Raw genomic sequence first — 15903 nt, 5'->3', positions numbered from 1 at the left:
ATATGACCTTTTTGCATGGTAAAAAACCTAATTCTATCAATCTAATCTCTCATATACATATCTCCGTATAATAGTTCGAAAATAATATATATAAATAGACTATCAATTTGATAGCCTATTTATATAATTATTTCTCGCTACCAACTGTTTGCTGTGCATCAAATGTCCATTTCAGCTCAAGCGTATCTCCTTGGAATCGATTTTAATTTTTTTCCATTATCTACAAACTCAAATTTCACTTTAAATGTATTCTTGTTTCCCGCCTTAATTCCCTTCTCCTTTAATAACTCCAAAAGTGCATCATTATTAACTGGTATTGAAGGTTTCCCCAATAATATCTTTATATTTATAATCTCTAAAATGAAGAAAATAACGGAATTATACAGATTGTCCTACATCTGCAGATTTCTTTTTCTTTTCGCTATCAATGCTACGGATTGCACTAAAAATAGAAATTGCAGAGTACCCAAGTAAACATATGCCTGGAATAATTAAAAGTAAGGCTGCTCCTGCTTTTGAATTCGCATAATTCAACAAATATCCCACATATGGAACTGTAATATTTCCATATTTCCCAATAACATTTTCTGCTAAGACTGGTTTTAAATCCGGCCCATTATTATTGTCACCTTTCGTTTCATACATTACTTTCCCATTTACGTTTTTCACATCAATAATACGGTGAGTTACAATTTTTTTATCGCTTTCTTTAAAAGTAATTACATCGTCTTTTTTATATTTAGATCCATCTTTCGTTGGTTCGATTGCAATAATTGACCCTGTTAAAAATGTTGGTTCCATCGATCCAGATAGTACTGTTTTAAATTGATATCCCATTACAGTCGGATCCCCGCCGCTTGCTTTTGATGAGATGACAATAAACGCTAAAAAAACCATTAACGCAAATAAAACAAATGAGATGACGTTACTCATAATCTTCCAAACTAGTTTCATCATTATCTCCTCCTCTTTATTATGTATATGCACGTAACAACTAGGATATCCAAAGTTGTTCTTAAAAAAGAACTCAAGTCAATACTATAATGAACGAATGAAAAACGCAATAAAAAATAGGCAATTGATCATTGCCTATTCCACTTCTGAAACCGCATTCTTTTTAGCTCGTCTTACCACATATAAACCGATTATTATTAAAGCAATAATTCCAACTCCAATACTTACCATCAACCCAAAAGGATACGTAGGTTCAGCTGGCTTTATATTTTTTTTCGGCATTGCAAATGTAACATCTTCCTTAGAAAGAACATTAATACTTTCAATCTTTTGATTGTTTTTCGTCACGTCTACTATTCCAATTACATCCCCGCGATGAATCCCCTTTTGATATAGTTTTTCTTTATCAACCGGAGCCGTTCTAAAGACTGTTTTTACATTCTTACCTTCATCTTTCTTCAACATCAATTCTGCACTTTTTTCAAGTTCACAATCTATATTTTTATCTAAATATGTTGCTTTCTGATGCCAATTATTTTTATCTAAAACCATTTGCTTAGCAAATTGTGAGAAAGAATGATCTGCAATTTGACGCATATCTTCGTAAATCTCTGGTCTTTGTGACGCCATCACAACATTGACAATACGATTACCATCTTTCTCATTTAATAATACAAGTGTATTGCGTGCTTCATTTGTAAAACCTGTTTTTCCACCAATACTATATGGATTTTCGAAATAAGTAGCCTTATTAAAAATAGAAACCGTTTGTCTAGATGTTGTAACCGTTGTTCGTTTCGTATTCATAGCTTGTAAAATCTCAGGGTATTGTTGAACCCCTCTCGTGATCATTGCCATATCATATGCCGTCGTATAATGATTCGGATCATGTAAACCATTCGGCGTTACAAAATGACTATCCTTTGCCCCTAACTGCTTCGCTTTCTCGTTCATCATATTCACAAAGTTTTCTATACTTCCACCAATACGTTCACCAATTGCATACGCAACATCATTTGCACTTAATACCATTAAAATTGTTAGTGCTGTATTACGATTGATTGTTTCACCTACCTGAAATTCAAGTTGATAATTACTCTTTTCCTGATCTAATGCAGGTTGTGAAAACGTAAATTGCTCCTCTGGCTTCGTATGCTCCATTAATAAAATAGCAGTCAATACTTTCGTCATACTTGCCGGAAATGCATGCTGATGTGCATTTTTGTCATACAAAACATCCCCTGTTTTTGCATCAATTGAAACTGCAAACTGCCCAAACACATTTGGACCCGGACCAGGTGCCGGCACTGGTTCAGTTCCAGTTTCAGCGTACAATGTCATAGGCGTTAAAAAGAATAAACAAATCACCATAATAAAAACCGAAATTTTCTTACAATTTACCATATGACTCTCCCTTTTCTATTTTCTTTTGCCTTATATACTAATTCTACCAATCCGACATTAAATTGGTATTTAAATGGAAAATTAATTGCCGTTTTTCACTATATCATAATTTTACAAGAAAAGACATAATCATACGCATAAAAATAAGAAGGACTCATTCTTACTTGTCCTTCTCATCAGCCAATAAATCTATTAAATTATTCCCTGCTTCCTCTTCTGTAATCTCATCGGTCATTCCCATGAAGGACCAACCCTTTGAATCTACCCTTTCAATAAACTCATCTAAAAACTCATCATGAGAGACATCAACATCAAGAATCGCACCATTTATTGAGATCGTTCTATTTCTAGATACACGTATCTTGAAAGATTTTCTTACCATTTGTATATACCTCTTTAATCTATAAAGTATTTATAAAGCTATTTTCTGTTTCTGTTATACCCTATTTCCACGAAATTGTAAAAAGAAGATCCTACCAAAACAAATATAAATTTAATATTTATTTGCTATGTTGCTTAATATAATCCTCATAAGTAGGTATTGCACTAGCATCACCAGCACCAGCTTTTGCACTGTTAAACACATCTCTCGCTTCCAATCTGTTTTGTCCGATATCAAGATCATGTAAAATACGGTGAACATATACTAAAGCTGTTGTATCATGATTTTGAATTGAAGTATGAAGCAATTTTCTAGCTCGGTCTAAATCTTCCTTTAAATTGCCTTTAGTCAACGAAGCAGCTTCTTTTAAAGTAATATCAATCAACTTGAATCCCCATTCGTTCACTTCCCAATCTGGAGCATCGGTTTTCTCTAGATTTTCATACCTTTCCCAACCAGTAATCGTATTTAAATCACTATGCGTTTCTCTTATCTTCATTCCAATATCTTTTGATTTATCTACCTCTTCGATTTGCTCAGTCTTTTCAGCATTCATTTCTTTCTTATCTGTTTTATAAAACAACATAATGCCACCGAATATTAATCCAAATAAAACAAGATACCCAACAAGAATAATTCCTTTTCCGCTCCTTCTAAACAAAGTGACACGCCCCTTCAAATTATGTCCTATTTTAAATTATATCAATTTTAAATTGTATTATAGGATATAAATTAATATTCAACTTGATGAAACGCAAAAAATCACTTCAGCTTCATGAATGAGTAATTCTCTTACTATTTACTATTAAACTACATGAAAATGTGCTCCCAACAAAATATAAATGTGTTATTCTACCAGGTTCCATTTTAAACATTGTAGTTAAAAACTATTGTAAGGTGCCACTTAATTTTGTATAATCAAACCAACAGAATTATCAGATATATATAAATTATCACTTTTATCATGATCCCGTAGCTCAGCAGGGAGAGCGCCACCTTGACAGGGTGGAGGTCGCTGGTTCGAACCCAGTCGGGATCATACGAAAGACTTTGATATAATGCGGTTTCTCTGAGATGAGAAGCTGCATTATTTTGTTTTAAATCCTAATTGACCACATTTTGACCACATCCACTTTAATTTAAAGAAAAACACTAATCAACAATTAGTGTTTGAACAAACTTCTCTATTATATTTAAATAATAAAATAATTTATGATCACGTATAATCTATAGAGGGTATCTCATTTTCCACTAGACTTTATCCTGTTTACTTTTCATTACCTTCTATTAAATAGATAATATATAAAACGAACGATTATATTTGGTATAAGGATATATGCTGTTAAATAATTCAAGTCGTTGATATAGCAATAAATATTGTTTTTTTATATTTTATTAGTACAGATAAAAACTGATATAAAAAGAAATACATGTGGGGAAAACACTTAAATTAAACCCTAAGTGTTTTTCTCTTTGTAACTCTATTAGAAAACGCAAAAAAAGCAACCTCATAAGAGGCGGCTTTTCATTTCACTTCCACATATGTGTAGTATAGAGTATACAACATCACTTAGTGATGTTTATGTTACTCTACCGCATTCTATCGCAATAAAAAATAATAGTATTGTCTTTTAAACTTATATGGTGTATTTATTTTATTTTAATTGTGTGGTCTTTTTTGTGGTCGGTGGTCAAAAAGAGTTGAGTTTATACTCAGCTCTTTTCTTTGAAAGTGTCACTTCTCATGCGCTCTATTAATTGGTATGATTTACCTATTAAGGAGGGAGAATTTTGAGTTTAAATATGTATCTAGGGGAAGTACATACCCAAACGCAAAGTATGAATGCTTTCTGTACCACTACCATTCAAGGCATGGAACAAGCTATTCAGTCGATTGATGCTTTTACCAGTGATACCGTTCTACAAGGGCAAACTTACGATAGTGCAAAAGCGTTTTTCGCAGAAACTTTTCGCCCTTTAGCGCAAGGAATCATTTACTTATGTGAAGAATTAACCCGTCAGAACGATGCCTTTCCAAGTCAATTTCAATCAAAGGTAGCTTCAACGGATGTAATCGAACAAGAAATATTAGAACAAATTCAAGAAATTGACCGAATGAAAACAAGTATGGAAGCCGTCAGTCAAGCTATGCCAATCCCGGGTATGGATGCTATGGCGAATCTTTTTACTGTCATGAGGAAAAAACTGCAAGAAAAGTTAGATCATCTATATGAATTTAATCAAACGTCTAGCAATAACTATGGTACAGCACTTCAATTAGCTGCTAGTATTGCTACGGGTCTTGCTGAAGTCCAAAGTGGGAAAGGTTTTAGTCCTGCTAGTGGTACATTTAGTACACAGGGATTGAATATGGAGTGGACAACTTCTATTCAATTGATTGAAGAAGAGAGGGCACGTCGGGCTGAAAACCTTCTAAAGAGTAGTTCAATTGAAGAAGGGAAAATGTGTGGTAAGCTACCTGAAAAATCCACTTTCGAAAAAATTCGGGACGGTATTGTAGAAGGTGCAGGAGAAGCGGTTGAAGATACCATAGAAGGATTTAAGGCGCTTGGTAAATGGGAAACGTGGGAAAACATGGGGAATGCTGCGTTACATCCTATTGATACACTTAGTACCATGTATAATGTATTGTCAGATTCATTTATTAATGATGTAATAAATGGAGATGCTGAAAGTCGTGCTAAATGGGGAAGTTATGCTTTAACACAAGTCGCATTAGGAGTCATTGGTGATAAAGGATTAGGTAAAGCAAGTAAATTAGGTCAAGTGGGTAAAGTAACTAAACTAGCAAAAGATAAGATTCCACAAGGGTTTTCGTATATTACAAGCAATTTACAATTAAGGGATCGCTTTGCATTCGCAGGTGCTAGTGGATTTGGAAGCACTCAGATAAAAACTTTTGAAACTTTACGAGAAGCCCGTGATACATTTCTGTTTTCCAAAACTAGTGGACGAAGTAGAGTTAAAGATGTACAAGAAGTAATAGAAGATTATGCAAATAAAGTTCTTGATAGAGTTGAAGTAAAAGGTGAGTATAGTTCCTCTACTAGAGAATCTAAAGTATTGCGTGAAGAACTTAAAGAAGCAGGAATTGAACCACCACCATACCCTAATGCGGCACATCATATTGTACCTTGGAATGACGGTAGGGCTGTGGAAGTACAAGAACTATTAAAAGAGTTTGAAATACATCATAACTCTGCTGCTAATGGAGTGTTTCTACCAGGGTATGGGGCAGAGGGGCATAAATATGTAACTACTGAAGTACTACATATAGGTAGCCATTCTAAAGAGTATATAAGAGAAGTAACAGAACGACTAAATAGTGTTATGGAAATGGGTGGTACTCAAGCTGATGTAGCTGAAGTTTTGCACAAAATAAGACAAGATTTATTAGAAGGTAAGGTAAGATTAAATGAACCAAAGAAATAATTATATATCAGTTAACAAATTGTAAAGGAGAATATACATATGAAAATTTGGCAATTAAAAAGTTCAACCGATGATTATCAAACTTTTCAATTATTAAATTATGAAGAGGACAAGAAATATTTTAAAAACGATTTTAATTCAAAATTAAGTTTGTCAGATTCATGGACAGTTAAATTTATTGAGATTATAGATGAAGGGTATCAAAGTGATTGTCCTATTTTTTGGGGGAAATCTGGTGTACAAATAATTAGTAAGAAAGCTAAGCAAATATTAAAACCTTTAGTAGGAAATAGTGTTGAATTTCTACCCCTAATTCATAATACAACAAACGAAAAATACTATGCTATTCACGTTTTACGTGTGTTAGATGCACTTGACATTGATAATACAATATTTGAAAAATTAAGTTCAGGTTTAATAATAGGCTGTGAAAAATTTGCATTTATTCCTAGTGTTGTTCAAAATGAAATGATTTTTAAATTGTATATAAATGAAAAAATTCACCCAAACTATATTTTGGTGTCTGACGAATTTAGAAATGCAGTGTTAGAAAGTGATTTAAAGGGTTTCGAATTTACTGAAGTGTGGGATTCAGAATCGAACATGTAAAACAAAGTCCTAAAACAGAAGGATGATAAAAAAGAAGAACGCCTTTTAGTGAGGGTAAACGTTCTTCTTTTACTGTAAATTCACTTAAATTTCTTGTGCTACAACTATACCAGTATCTCCATGTGCATTAGACGGTGCACCACCACCATCACCAATACTGATATAATCAGGTCTTGCAGGTGCTCCACCAGTATCACCACGGGTTGAATATTGATTCGATTCATTTAAACTATTTAAGCTAATTGCTAGAACACCAGCAACTACTAATCCTGTTACTACTCCACTAATTTTTTTCATTATTTCAAAGCCCCTTTTTCTAAATGTTTTTTACTTGCGTTATTACTCATATAGAAATATTGACTTGCCTTTAAATAGTTACCTTCTTCATGGAATTTGATGGCTAATTTTTGACTGTATTCTATTATACATTCTAGTAAATTTACACTTTCAAAATATGAAATTCCTTCTAATACAGCTTTTTCTAATTCAATTGTATTCGAATCTTTATTTAATTCTTTCAATATCATAAAACGATGTAGAAATTCCTTATTTTTTAATTCATTACAAATTTTAATTCCCGATGCGATATAGCTTTCTGCTAGTTCGATTTTACCTAATTTATAACACTCCTCAGCCATAGTAAAAACAGCTTTATAATGTTCAGGTAATTTTTCGACAACTTCAGAAACATGACGAATGGCTAATTCAGATAAATTTTGACTTCCATATAACCATCCAAAGTTACTTCTAATCATTAAAATATATTTTTCGTGCTTTACTTTCTGAAATATATTTAAAGCAATATTGAAACTTTCTTCTGCTAATTCAAAGTGTTTTAATTCAATGCAACATAAGCCATATACATTTTCACATAATGCAACATTAATTTCATATTCGGAGTGTTTTATAAATTCTTCTTTTGCTTTTTGAAGGTATTCAATGGATTTTACTTGTTGGTATGTGTGATAGTAAAATTCACCTAAACGATAATTAAATTCAGCTTTTTCAAGAGGGTTTTGAATATATTTTAGTAGTGTTTCTGCTTTTTCAAACTGTTTTTTTGCTTCTGTATAGTTTTCGGTGATTCTAAAATAGAATGCTTTGAAGAAATGATAGTAATATGCTAAAAATCCCTCTTCAGCAACTTCAAAAGATTCTACACTATCAAAGCTATCTTTTTTAATATTTAACCAATCTGTAAGCACCTTGTATCGAAAATCTAATAGTGCATAATACAATAATATGTCTTGATCTGTTTCTACATGATTGATTTTATTATCAACTTCTTCTTTAAATCGTGTCGCTTTCCCCACTTGTTGTTGCAACATTGATTGATACCAAGTATCTAATGAATGCTTGATCTTTTCTTTGGTTACTACATTTGTGCTCATAACAAGCCATCCTCCTTATTCTATCTGTAATTATCTAAATATTAACACATTTCCATGGAATTAAGTGGTAATCATTATTGAAATACATATTGATAAATATTTTTTGAAGCATTGGTTTAGGGAAATAAAAAAAGCTGACTCCTAAGAGCCAGCTTTTTATTTTTATCGAATATCAAAATGTTTTTCTTCCACATAGTTCTTATTGTCGATAGCAAGCCATCCATCTTTTCTATAATAGATGTCGTAAGGTGCAGAACCATCAACCCTACCAAGAAACGGACCATTAGGCGCTTCATACGTATTAATTCCATATCCAGTAGGATATTTAGAATAAGCATGAAACCATTGCACCTCAAAATATTCTTGCTTCGCCCATTGATTCGGACCAAAACAAAGCATGTTTTCATTTCCACCATACCAAACACCTTCAAGAATTACATGTGGTGTTTTGTCATTAAAACGTTCTCCAGTAAAGTTACCATCTGGTGCATCATAAAGATTAATTCCATATCCAACAGGATATTTAGAAACAGCAATTCCGATGCCTACATTTCGAGATGAAGCGATTGTGTTTATATCATCACCAATATACCAATCTAATGTTTTATCTCCCCGTAATAAATTAATATCTACTCTTCCAATACCATTGATATATCCGTTATCAGTGTATTGCCAAATATCACATGGATATGCTGGTTTGACTTGTGGTTGTCCATCATTTGTTCCGTAACGTGGTAACCAAATAAAATCCGCTTTTACATTTTGTAAATTATATTGATTATACATATGATGCGATACATATAAACCGACTTTCCAACCTGCAGCCTTACAAGTATCAATAAATGCTTGTGATGCCTTTGCTAAGTCTCCCAAGTTACCCTTACTTTCCATAGATGCTACAGTATCATCTTCCACATCTAAAACAAGAAACTTAGCATTCTTATTAACTCGATTCAAGAAGTCTTTTGCTTCCACAATTGCATCATTTACACTAACATAGCAGCCATACGCATATGCTGCATGTGGGATACCTCTAGCCTCTAAATTTTTCACGTGTTGATTATATAATTCATCTACTTTATTTGAACCATATTGCACACGGCAAATTGCTAATCCCAATTGTGGCGCTGCTACATACCAATTAATTTTATCGTTAAATTTTGAAATATCTACAATGTATTTTTCTGTCATTATTCAACATCTCCTTGTTCATTTTCTTCATGATCTGACCAAATTCCTAATGCAATACCAACGGATAATACATAAGGTGCTAATTCATCTAAAAAGCTTTTTGCTTCTGGTAAGCCGAATTTAGTGAATAGAAATCCGACCAACGAAAAAACCGCAACCCATGTTTTCCAGTTGCGGAATCGTTTCTTAATATCTTGTTTGCCCATTATTTCCCCCTACTTCCCTGCAAATTTAAAAAGCAATGTAATGGCACCAGCAATAATTGAACCAATTACGGTTGTTCCTATCCAAAATACAAGCCTATCTAAACGATCTACACGTAAGTGAGCGCTTTTTGCTGATTGCTGTGCTTCTATTGCAAGTTCCCTCACGTTGCCAAGACCATCAATTTTTGTTTCTACTCTTGTTAATCCAATAATTACTTTAGTGAAATCATCATGATTTTCTTGTTCCGGCAATTTTTTCATCCCCTTTTTGGCAATAAAAAAGAAGCATCGTTTATGCTCCCTTTTTATTGCTATTTAACTGATCATCTCCTTTACTGCTTACTATTACTTAATCGGATATGATAAAGAAAATGATACATAGCGAGTTTGTGCTTGTGGAAGATAAGTAGAAACCCTTCCATCTTTATGAACAATCACATCGGCTGCAACTGGACGATTTGGATCGTTATCTAAGTAAGCTGTAGCAGCGAAGGAAGAATCTTGGTGTGGTGCAATATCTGGTGTGATTCTTGTAAATACTTGTTGGTTTTTAACCAATCTAATCGCACCTGTCATGTGAACCCAGTTTCCGTGTCTACGTAGCATTGGAGGTGTATCCGTGTCGGCTACTGCATTTGTAATAATAAGCTCTTCCCAAGGTACATCGTCCTCATAAAAGAGTCCTTCACCATCCATCCAAATGCTACTTTCATAATTGCCTTTATTTAAGAAGATAGCACCTGCTTCCTTATCCTCACTGAAGAATCCTGGAATTAAGCCAAAACGTTTTTGAACCTCTTTAATTACCTCTTCAACTACTACTTGATTTACCTCATTAGAATTATTAGTCATTATTGAACATCTCCCTCGAATTTTTTTGTTTGATTTTTTGATTCTCTTAAATTGATTCTTACTTTTACCGCATTTTGTCTTATCTTTTCTACATCGTTATCACCTCCTTTCAAGCAAAATAAAAAAGACCAGCTATTGCTGCTCTTGATTTCGATATATCATATTGGTGCAGTTACAGACACAACTCCACTGCCATCTACTGTCAACTTTCTAAGACCACCGTTTGCATCAGTAATGTAGATACCTGCGAAGTTGCCATTCGCTGAGCTGATAGAAGCTCTTGCAGTTTTACCTTCTAGGTAATTATCATAAGATTGAACATTAATACAAGAACCTGTCACTTCTAAACCGTACTTATTCTGGTTTCCTGTAGTGGCTTTGTATACTTTGTTTCCTCTAACCAATCCATTCCTTGTAGTACTTGCGACAGAAATAGCACTCCGAGTAGCATCTGTTTCAATACAAGGGTTATAGACTGTGTTGTTTTCTACTAGTAACCCATGAGTGTATTGGATATTAATAGTAGATCTACCTGACTTGTTTATTGTGTTGTTTATAATATTTGTATCCTTAGAGATACCCAGACTTTGATTACCTTCACCTTCGTTAAGAAATATAAACTCTGTAGTACATTCCTCAGCTACATTGTTTATTATATTTATATTAGAGTTGTAAGATGAATGGATGCCCCTATATACCTTCTTGAAGATATTGTTAGACACAGTACAGTTTTCTACTAAATATAACGTTATAGCACTCTTAGAGTTAGTGAATGCTTCGCTATGCTGGCTCTCAAAGATGTTTCCATCTATCAAGATATTCTTACACTTGTCATAGTAAGCATCTTTAAACCAAGCTCTAGCGTAAACAAACTCCTCTTTAATCCCTCTGAAGGTGTTGTTTCTAACAATAAAGTTATTACCCGATTGAGGAAGACCTATAACGTTCCCGAATCTGTCTTTACCTGACTCGCTAGTTCCATCTATATTAGAGAAGACAATGCCCCTTTGACAGTTATTGAAAATACAATTCTCAACACGAGTATCTATAAACTTCATAGCTCTAACTCCTGCATAGGTCATATCATCGAATACACAGTTAACTACATAGATACCAGAATTGTATAAGTCGTACACCGATCCATGGTTACCTACACCAGTCGCTACTGGTCCCATTCCTACTGTACCACTGCTTCCAAAGTAACAATCTTTTACAGTTATATTCTTACTAGGTTCTCCATCCCAGGCACCAAACTCATTGTAGCCTAGCTCAGTGTGATTGGCTATCTGAATAGCTTCTGAAAACGACCTGCTTTGGTCGGTTGTAATATCTTTATAGCCTAAGAATCTACAATTCTCAATGAGTACGCCATCACAAGCATTGATATCCATAAAGTGTGCGTTAATGACATCTTTAAATGTGATATCCCTAAAGGTTAAACTTCTACCTCGTGCCCACCCTGTATGATTAAACCCATGATTGTAATTTAATATGTTGCCGTCAAGAGTGCCGCCCTCGATAGTTATATTGCCGTTTCCATCGTAACCAGTAAACAGGTCTCCTTTATTACCATTCTTGAAGAATCCTCCACCGTGACCTCGAAGTAAAGTTGTTTTCTTCTGCATTTTGATGTTTGTATTTTTATAAACAATTAAGTACTTAGTTATAAGATAAGTTCCATTAGGAATAATAACTTCAACACTCCCTAATGTTTTGGCTAAATCTAAAGCTTTTTGGATAGCATTTGTATCATCAGTTACACCATCACCTTTGGCTCCAAAACTTAATACACTAACCATGTTCTTTTGTAAAACACTCACATCTCTTTTCGCTTCTTCTGCTGTATCTTTTGCAGCAATAATTGCAGGAACATCCATTTTATATACTTCCTCTAAAATAGTGTCAGCAGTATCACTAGTATCATTTATCTTATTTTTTAACATATCGAATTCGCTAACATAGTTTTCGATATTAAAATTCCCTTCTCTGAAATCGCTTCTTAAAGAAATTTTTATATCTGGTGTACTAAAACGTTCTGTAGCTCCTTTTTCTATAACAAAATAAGCGATCCACTCGCTAGGAGCTGAAACCGCTTCAGCAGATAATGTATATTCAATAATTCCATTTCGGGCATCAACAATAGTTGCATCTTGCCGTATACATCCACCTCTCAAATTTGCGGCTTCGTATTTCGCAGTACACCCTGTTAAATTGACAATCCTCCCATTCTCTTTTAAATACGCGGTAATTTTCAAACCATTTTTATCATTTTGGCGTGAACGAATTGTTTTCGTAAATACTGGATCAGATAAATCAATTGTAATTACTTCATTTCTCATTTCGTTACGCTCCTTTCTATCGCACCTCTTTTAAGACGTCTAAGCGGTCTTCTTGTACGTTTTGGTCTTCCTCTATGCTTTATATTTCCTTTAGGTTGCGTTAGCTCCAATTCTTTGATTCTAGCATCTGTTTTGGTTACGTATTCTTGAAAGCCTTTTGTTAATTGTGAGAGCATACCATATAGATCAACACCCGTTTCTTCTTCTTCATTTGGAATAACAAGTCCATAACGTGTTGGAATATCTTTTGTTGTTAAAATAGGCTCGTCTTCTTGGCGATTCATACGCATTTCATAAAGTTTTTCCATATCTGTTTTAAGGTTGTATTGTTTAACATCCCAATCCATTACTTTGTCTAATGCACTAAACGCAATATCACGAATGTTTGTTTTGTATTTTTTCTTTGATGATACTTTAAAATCAGCAGCTAAAATCCCACCGTAAAATGAACCAGTTCCTGACATAACTTGAAGATATCCATTTGCATAATCAGAATTTCGTAACAAAGAATACTGAAGCACTAAGTCTGTATCCCCACCAGAAGAAGTTTTTACCGAAAAGATTCTTTTTCCATTTTGATGAAAAGAAAAGGCTTTTCCTGATGTAAAATACATATTCTCTTCAGTCGCTTCAAGCATGAGATTCTTTTTACCTTTCACTCCGAAATCTGTTGCAGCAGTTAAATTCATGTATGAGTATAATGAATCTATATTCAAAGAATCTTCCGCTTTTATAAGCATCTTTCCGTTTTGGTCAAAGAAAATACTTGCCGGAAAGTACAAATCTGTTTTACTTCCACTTTGATATCCCCTTGTGATACCAATGCCGCCAGCTTTGGGATATGAGTCAGATTGTTGATATACTGCTACTGCCCCTTGTGAAGCGGTTATATCATCGTTTCCCCCTAAAAAGATAGTGGGCTGCATTTCTTTTCTTGAGTTTATATAATATCCTAAAAACATACGGGTAATGTCTGACTCAAACAAACGTATAAATTGTTTTGATATACTTACGTAGTTTTTTGTATCAGACGTTCTTAAAGTAGCACCGTTTATTTCTCCACCTTTAATTAAATTACCATTCATTGTTCCAGCAGTAATAAAGTCAGCTACAATACGTCCATCCATAGTTATAGCAGTTCCGTACGGTCCATTAATCCCTGTGGAAGAATATCCAAAACCATTAAGGTTCCATTGCCAAACTCTTAAAGCAGTCATTTCATCTTTTGTATCCATAATCAAAATTCTGTCTGGATAAATTCGAACATGCCCACCAAAACCACTATTAATAAGATTGGTTGCGTGTTCTTTTGCTGCATCTAAAATATCATATGGCATGTTTTCTAAGTTATTTTGCATCTGATCCAGCTTATTTGCCATGCTTGTAAAAGATTCTTTGAAATTACCAATCGTTAAGTCTATATATTCTTTTTTAATTGGATCATATTTATAAGCAATTACTTTTGCTTGAATATGAAGGTTGTCTTCTTCGTGATTAACAGTAACAATATCCCCCATATAAACACGCTGTAAAATGGCAAAATTCTTATATTCTTCAGTTCGTGATAACTCTTGAAATTCTACCTTATACGTTGCTTTTGGTTGATCTACTTTTTGAACTTCATACATTTCTTTTGCAGCTTTACGCAATAATTTATATGCTTCTTCCAACGGGACTGCATCTTCATCTTTTGCATGATCTCCAATTTTAGCTTTTATGTCTTTAAATTCCACCACTCTAATTTTAGGATGAGGATATTTATTAATAAGGGGACTATCAACATATTTTTCTGGTAAAAGTAGATTATCAAACCCTTGCGGCATGATTCGAGTAACTGGGCTTTTCCAATCAACATTTCCTTCATATCCTAATAAATCTTTTTTGTGTTGAATGACAACTCCTCTATCCATACCACGATTTTTTAACATTTTCACATCAAAATTATCTCGTTTTAATTCGCCACCCCAACGATTGATAAAAGAGTTATCTTGACTATTATCTAAAACCGCTTCTACTGGATTTTTCCTTACAATACGTGTGCTTGCAATAGTTGGGATATCAGAATAAAAGGTAAACAGATGCTTATATTGACACCCTGCTGATAAACGGTTCATTGCTCCATTTCCATTTGTTGTTTGAATAAATATATCTTCAATTAAATTTTCAGTTAGATCATAGAAAATGTGATAGCATTGTACAGTTAATTCCCCCATACTTGGTTTAGGAGTCACAACACGAAATAACTGATCTCCATCTGGGGTTGGTGCTTTAATAATGCTCATTCCATCAATTTTTGTTCCATAAGGAGCAAACAATGGATAACTAAATTTAAATATAAATAAACCGTTGAGTTCTTCCTCAACAGTTGCATCATAAATATTGTTGTCTAAAACCCCTATTCCATTATGTGTAAAATCTGTTTCATTTGCTTCATATAGTGTAATCATATGTATCGCCACCGTGGTTCAATTAAAATTTTAATTACATTTCCAGACCATGCAATTGTATTTTCTCCAACTTGGAAAATAGGGAAACTCCCTACTGTTTTTATTGGCTTTGTTCCCTCATAAGCAATGAGAAGCTCTGAATCAACTATAACAGAATTGGTTACTCCCTTTATTTGAAAGGAAACATCATTTATCATGATTCGCACATCACCATTCCCGAAAATCTCGAATTTAGGAGCAGATTCATATGTTCCAATATTCATAAACGTTTCTGATTTCGTTATGACAAATGGAACGGATTCAACATATTCAAAAGGATCAAGTGTAAATTCCACTTCAAACTCTCCAAATTCTTCAATTTCATTTGCAATGTCACCAATTTCTACATGTTTGATTTTTCGATATACCTCATCATCTGTAAAATAGAGGGTTTTTCCATTCATAAGCCAAACTTTTATGTCACGTACTAAAGGTTTTATATTTTCTTCTTCTAGCAAATTAAATTTAATTTTATAAGGGACATCCTCAAACGCCCCTTTTTTTGTGAGTGATCCGTGTCTTCCCGGTACTTCTATGTGCTCTACTTTTTGTTTTGCAGTAGGAATAACAGGACGATCTACCATACATAAACCGTAGTCACTCGCTAATTCTTTATTGATACCAATGTCTAGCAAA

General features: G+C 33.7%; 16 protein-coding genes and 1 tRNA gene. 3 read left to right on the top strand and 14 right to left on the bottom strand.

Annotated features, from left to right (window positions below):
- Positions 1-127: 127 nt before the first annotated feature.
- The 5 genes from C564_RS38365 to C564_RS0100925 all read right to left on the bottom strand — a co-directional run bounded on the left by C564_RS38365 (position 128) and on the right by C564_RS0100925 (position 3401).
- Positions 128-175 (bottom strand): hypothetical protein, encoded by a 48-nt coding sequence (locus tag C564_RS38365; protein ID WP_371388584.1) that lies wholly within the window; start codon positions 173-175, stop codon positions 128-130.
- A 203-nt stretch (positions 176-378) separates the two neighbouring features.
- A complete protein-coding gene (sipW, locus tag C564_RS0100940) occupies positions 379-954 on the bottom strand; it encodes a signal peptidase I SipW (RefSeq protein WP_016113886.1) in 576 nt (191 codons plus the stop codon).
- Between the two features lie 135 nt (positions 955-1089).
- Positions 1090-2358 carry a D-alanyl-D-alanine carboxypeptidase family protein gene (locus C564_RS0100935; RefSeq protein WP_018764137.1) on the bottom strand — a complete coding sequence of 423 codons (1269 nt, stop codon included), beginning with the start codon at positions 2356-2358 and terminating at the stop codon, positions 1090-1092.
- 160 nt (positions 2359-2518) lie between these two features.
- On the bottom strand, positions 2519-2740 hold the full coding sequence (locus C564_RS0100930; RefSeq protein WP_018764136.1) for a hypothetical protein: 222 nt from the start codon (positions 2738-2740) through the stop codon (positions 2519-2521).
- Positions 2741-2858: 118 nt separating this feature from the next.
- Entirely contained in the window at positions 2859-3401 is a 543-nt protein-coding gene (locus C564_RS0100925; RefSeq protein WP_018764135.1) for a hypothetical protein, read from the bottom strand.
- Between the two features lie 305 nt (positions 3402-3706).
- Between C564_RS0100925 and C564_RS0100920 the strand changes: the two genes are divergently transcribed.
- From C564_RS0100920 to C564_RS0100910, 3 genes are all read left to right on the top strand, one after another.
- Positions 3707-3779: transfer RNA gene (locus C564_RS0100920), tRNA-Val, on the top strand.
- A gap of 752 nt (positions 3780-4531) precedes the next feature.
- Positions 4532-6193, top strand: a complete 1662-nt coding sequence (locus C564_RS0100915; RefSeq protein ID WP_018764134.1) for an AHH domain-containing protein — start codon at positions 4532-4534, stop codon at positions 6191-6193.
- A gap of 39 nt (positions 6194-6232) precedes the next feature.
- Entirely contained in the window at positions 6233-6802 is a 570-nt protein-coding gene (locus C564_RS0100910; RefSeq protein WP_018764133.1) for an imm11 family protein, read from the top strand.
- An 84-nt stretch (positions 6803-6886) separates the two neighbouring features.
- On the opposite strand, the gene C564_RS0100905 is transcribed toward C564_RS0100910, so the two are convergent.
- From C564_RS0100905 to C564_RS0100860, 9 genes are all read right to left on the bottom strand, one after another.
- Complete coding sequence (locus C564_RS0100905; RefSeq protein ID WP_018764132.1) at positions 6887-7099, bottom strand: Phr family secreted Rap phosphatase inhibitor; 213 nt, start codon at positions 7097-7099, stop codon at positions 6887-6889.
- Positions 7099-8193, bottom strand: coding sequence for a response regulator aspartate phosphatase (locus C564_RS0100900; protein WP_018764131.1), 1095 nt, complete (start codon positions 8191-8193; stop codon positions 7099-7101). Before C564_RS0100900 ends, C564_RS0100905 begins: the two co-directional genes overlap by 1 nt.
- Before the next feature lie 162 nt (positions 8194-8355).
- Positions 8356-9384 carry a GH25 family lysozyme gene (locus C564_RS0100895; RefSeq protein ID WP_018764130.1) on the bottom strand — a complete coding sequence of 343 codons (1029 nt, stop codon included), beginning with the start codon at positions 9382-9384 and terminating at the stop codon, positions 8356-8358.
- Entirely contained in the window at positions 9384-9590 is a 207-nt protein-coding gene (locus tag C564_RS0100890; protein WP_018764129.1) for a hypothetical protein, read from the bottom strand. The genes C564_RS0100895 and C564_RS0100890 overlap by 1 nt, the downstream gene beginning before the upstream one ends.
- Before the next feature lie 9 nt (positions 9591-9599).
- Complete coding sequence (locus C564_RS0100885; protein ID WP_033794758.1) at positions 9600-9851, bottom strand: hemolysin XhlA family protein; 252 nt, start codon at positions 9849-9851, stop codon at positions 9600-9602.
- A gap of 84 nt (positions 9852-9935) precedes the next feature.
- Positions 9936-10442, bottom strand: coding sequence for a hypothetical protein (locus tag C564_RS0100880; RefSeq protein WP_018764127.1), 507 nt, complete (start codon positions 10440-10442; stop codon positions 9936-9938).
- 158 nt (positions 10443-10600) lie between these two features.
- Positions 10601-12781 (bottom strand): BppU family phage baseplate upper protein, encoded by a 2181-nt coding sequence (locus C564_RS0100870; RefSeq protein ID WP_018764125.1) that lies wholly within the window; start codon positions 12779-12781, stop codon positions 10601-10603.
- Positions 12778-15228 carry a phage tail spike protein gene (locus C564_RS0100865; protein WP_018764124.1) on the bottom strand — a complete coding sequence of 817 codons (2451 nt, stop codon included), beginning with the start codon at positions 15226-15228 and terminating at the stop codon, positions 12778-12780. Before C564_RS0100865 ends, C564_RS0100870 begins: the two co-directional genes overlap by 4 nt.
- Positions 15225-15902, bottom strand: a complete 678-nt coding sequence (locus tag C564_RS0100860) for a phage tail family protein (RefSeq protein WP_018764123.1) — start codon at positions 15900-15902, stop codon at positions 15225-15227. The genes C564_RS0100865 and C564_RS0100860 overlap by 4 nt, the downstream gene beginning before the upstream one ends.
- Between the last annotated feature and the right edge of the window lies 1 nt (position 15903).

Origin of the sequence: Bacillus sp. 105MF, from assembly GCF_000374885.1 — a bacterium.
Lineage (GTDB): Bacteria > Bacillota > Bacilli > Bacillales > Bacillaceae_G > Bacillus_A > Bacillus_A pseudomycoides.
Note: the sequence above shows the minus strand (reverse complement) of the source record. Positions and strands in the feature narration are given on the sequence as shown.

Bases quoted from the DNA above. Each gene is read 5' to 3' on its own strand.
- C564_RS0100880 (WP_018764127.1), bottom strand. From the start codon at position 10,442: ATGACTAATAATTCTAATGAGGTAAATCAAGTAGTAGTTGAAGAGGTA.
- C564_RS0100905 (WP_018764132.1), bottom strand. From the start codon at position 7,099: ATGAAAAAAATTAGTGGAGTAGTAACAGGATTAGTAGTTGCTGGTGTT.
- C564_RS0100890 (WP_018764129.1), bottom strand. From the start codon at position 9,590: ATGGGCAAACAAGATATTAAGAAACGATTCCGCAACTGGAAAACATGG.
- C564_RS0100900 (WP_018764131.1), bottom strand. From the start codon at position 8,193: ATGAGCACAAATGTAGTAACCAAAGAAAAGATCAAGCATTCATTAGAT.
- C564_RS0100885 (WP_033794758.1), bottom strand. From the start codon at position 9,851: ATGAAAAAATTGCCGGAACAAGAAAATCATGATGATTTCACTAAAGTA.
- C564_RS0100870 (WP_018764125.1), bottom strand. From the start codon at position 12,781: ATGAGAAATGAAGTAATTACAATTGATTTATCTGATCCAGTATTTACG.
- C564_RS0100930 (WP_018764136.1), bottom strand. From the start codon at position 2,740: ATGGTAAGAAAATCTTTCAAGATACGTGTATCTAGAAATAGAACGATC.
- sipW (WP_016113886.1), bottom strand. From the start codon at position 954: ATGAAACTAGTTTGGAAGATTATGAGTAACGTCATCTCATTTGTTTTA.
- C564_RS0100865 (WP_018764124.1), bottom strand. From the start codon at position 15,228: ATGATTACACTATATGAAGCAAATGAAACAGATTTTACACATAATGGA.
- C564_RS0100935 (WP_018764137.1), bottom strand. From the start codon at position 2,358: ATGGTAAATTGTAAGAAAATTTCGGTTTTTATTATGGTGATTTGTTTA.
- C564_RS0100910 (WP_018764133.1), top strand. From the start codon at position 6,233: ATGAAAATTTGGCAATTAAAAAGTTCAACCGATGATTATCAAACTTTT.
- C564_RS0100895 (WP_018764130.1), bottom strand. From the start codon at position 9,384: ATGACAGAAAAATACATTGTAGATATTTCAAAATTTAACGATAAAATT.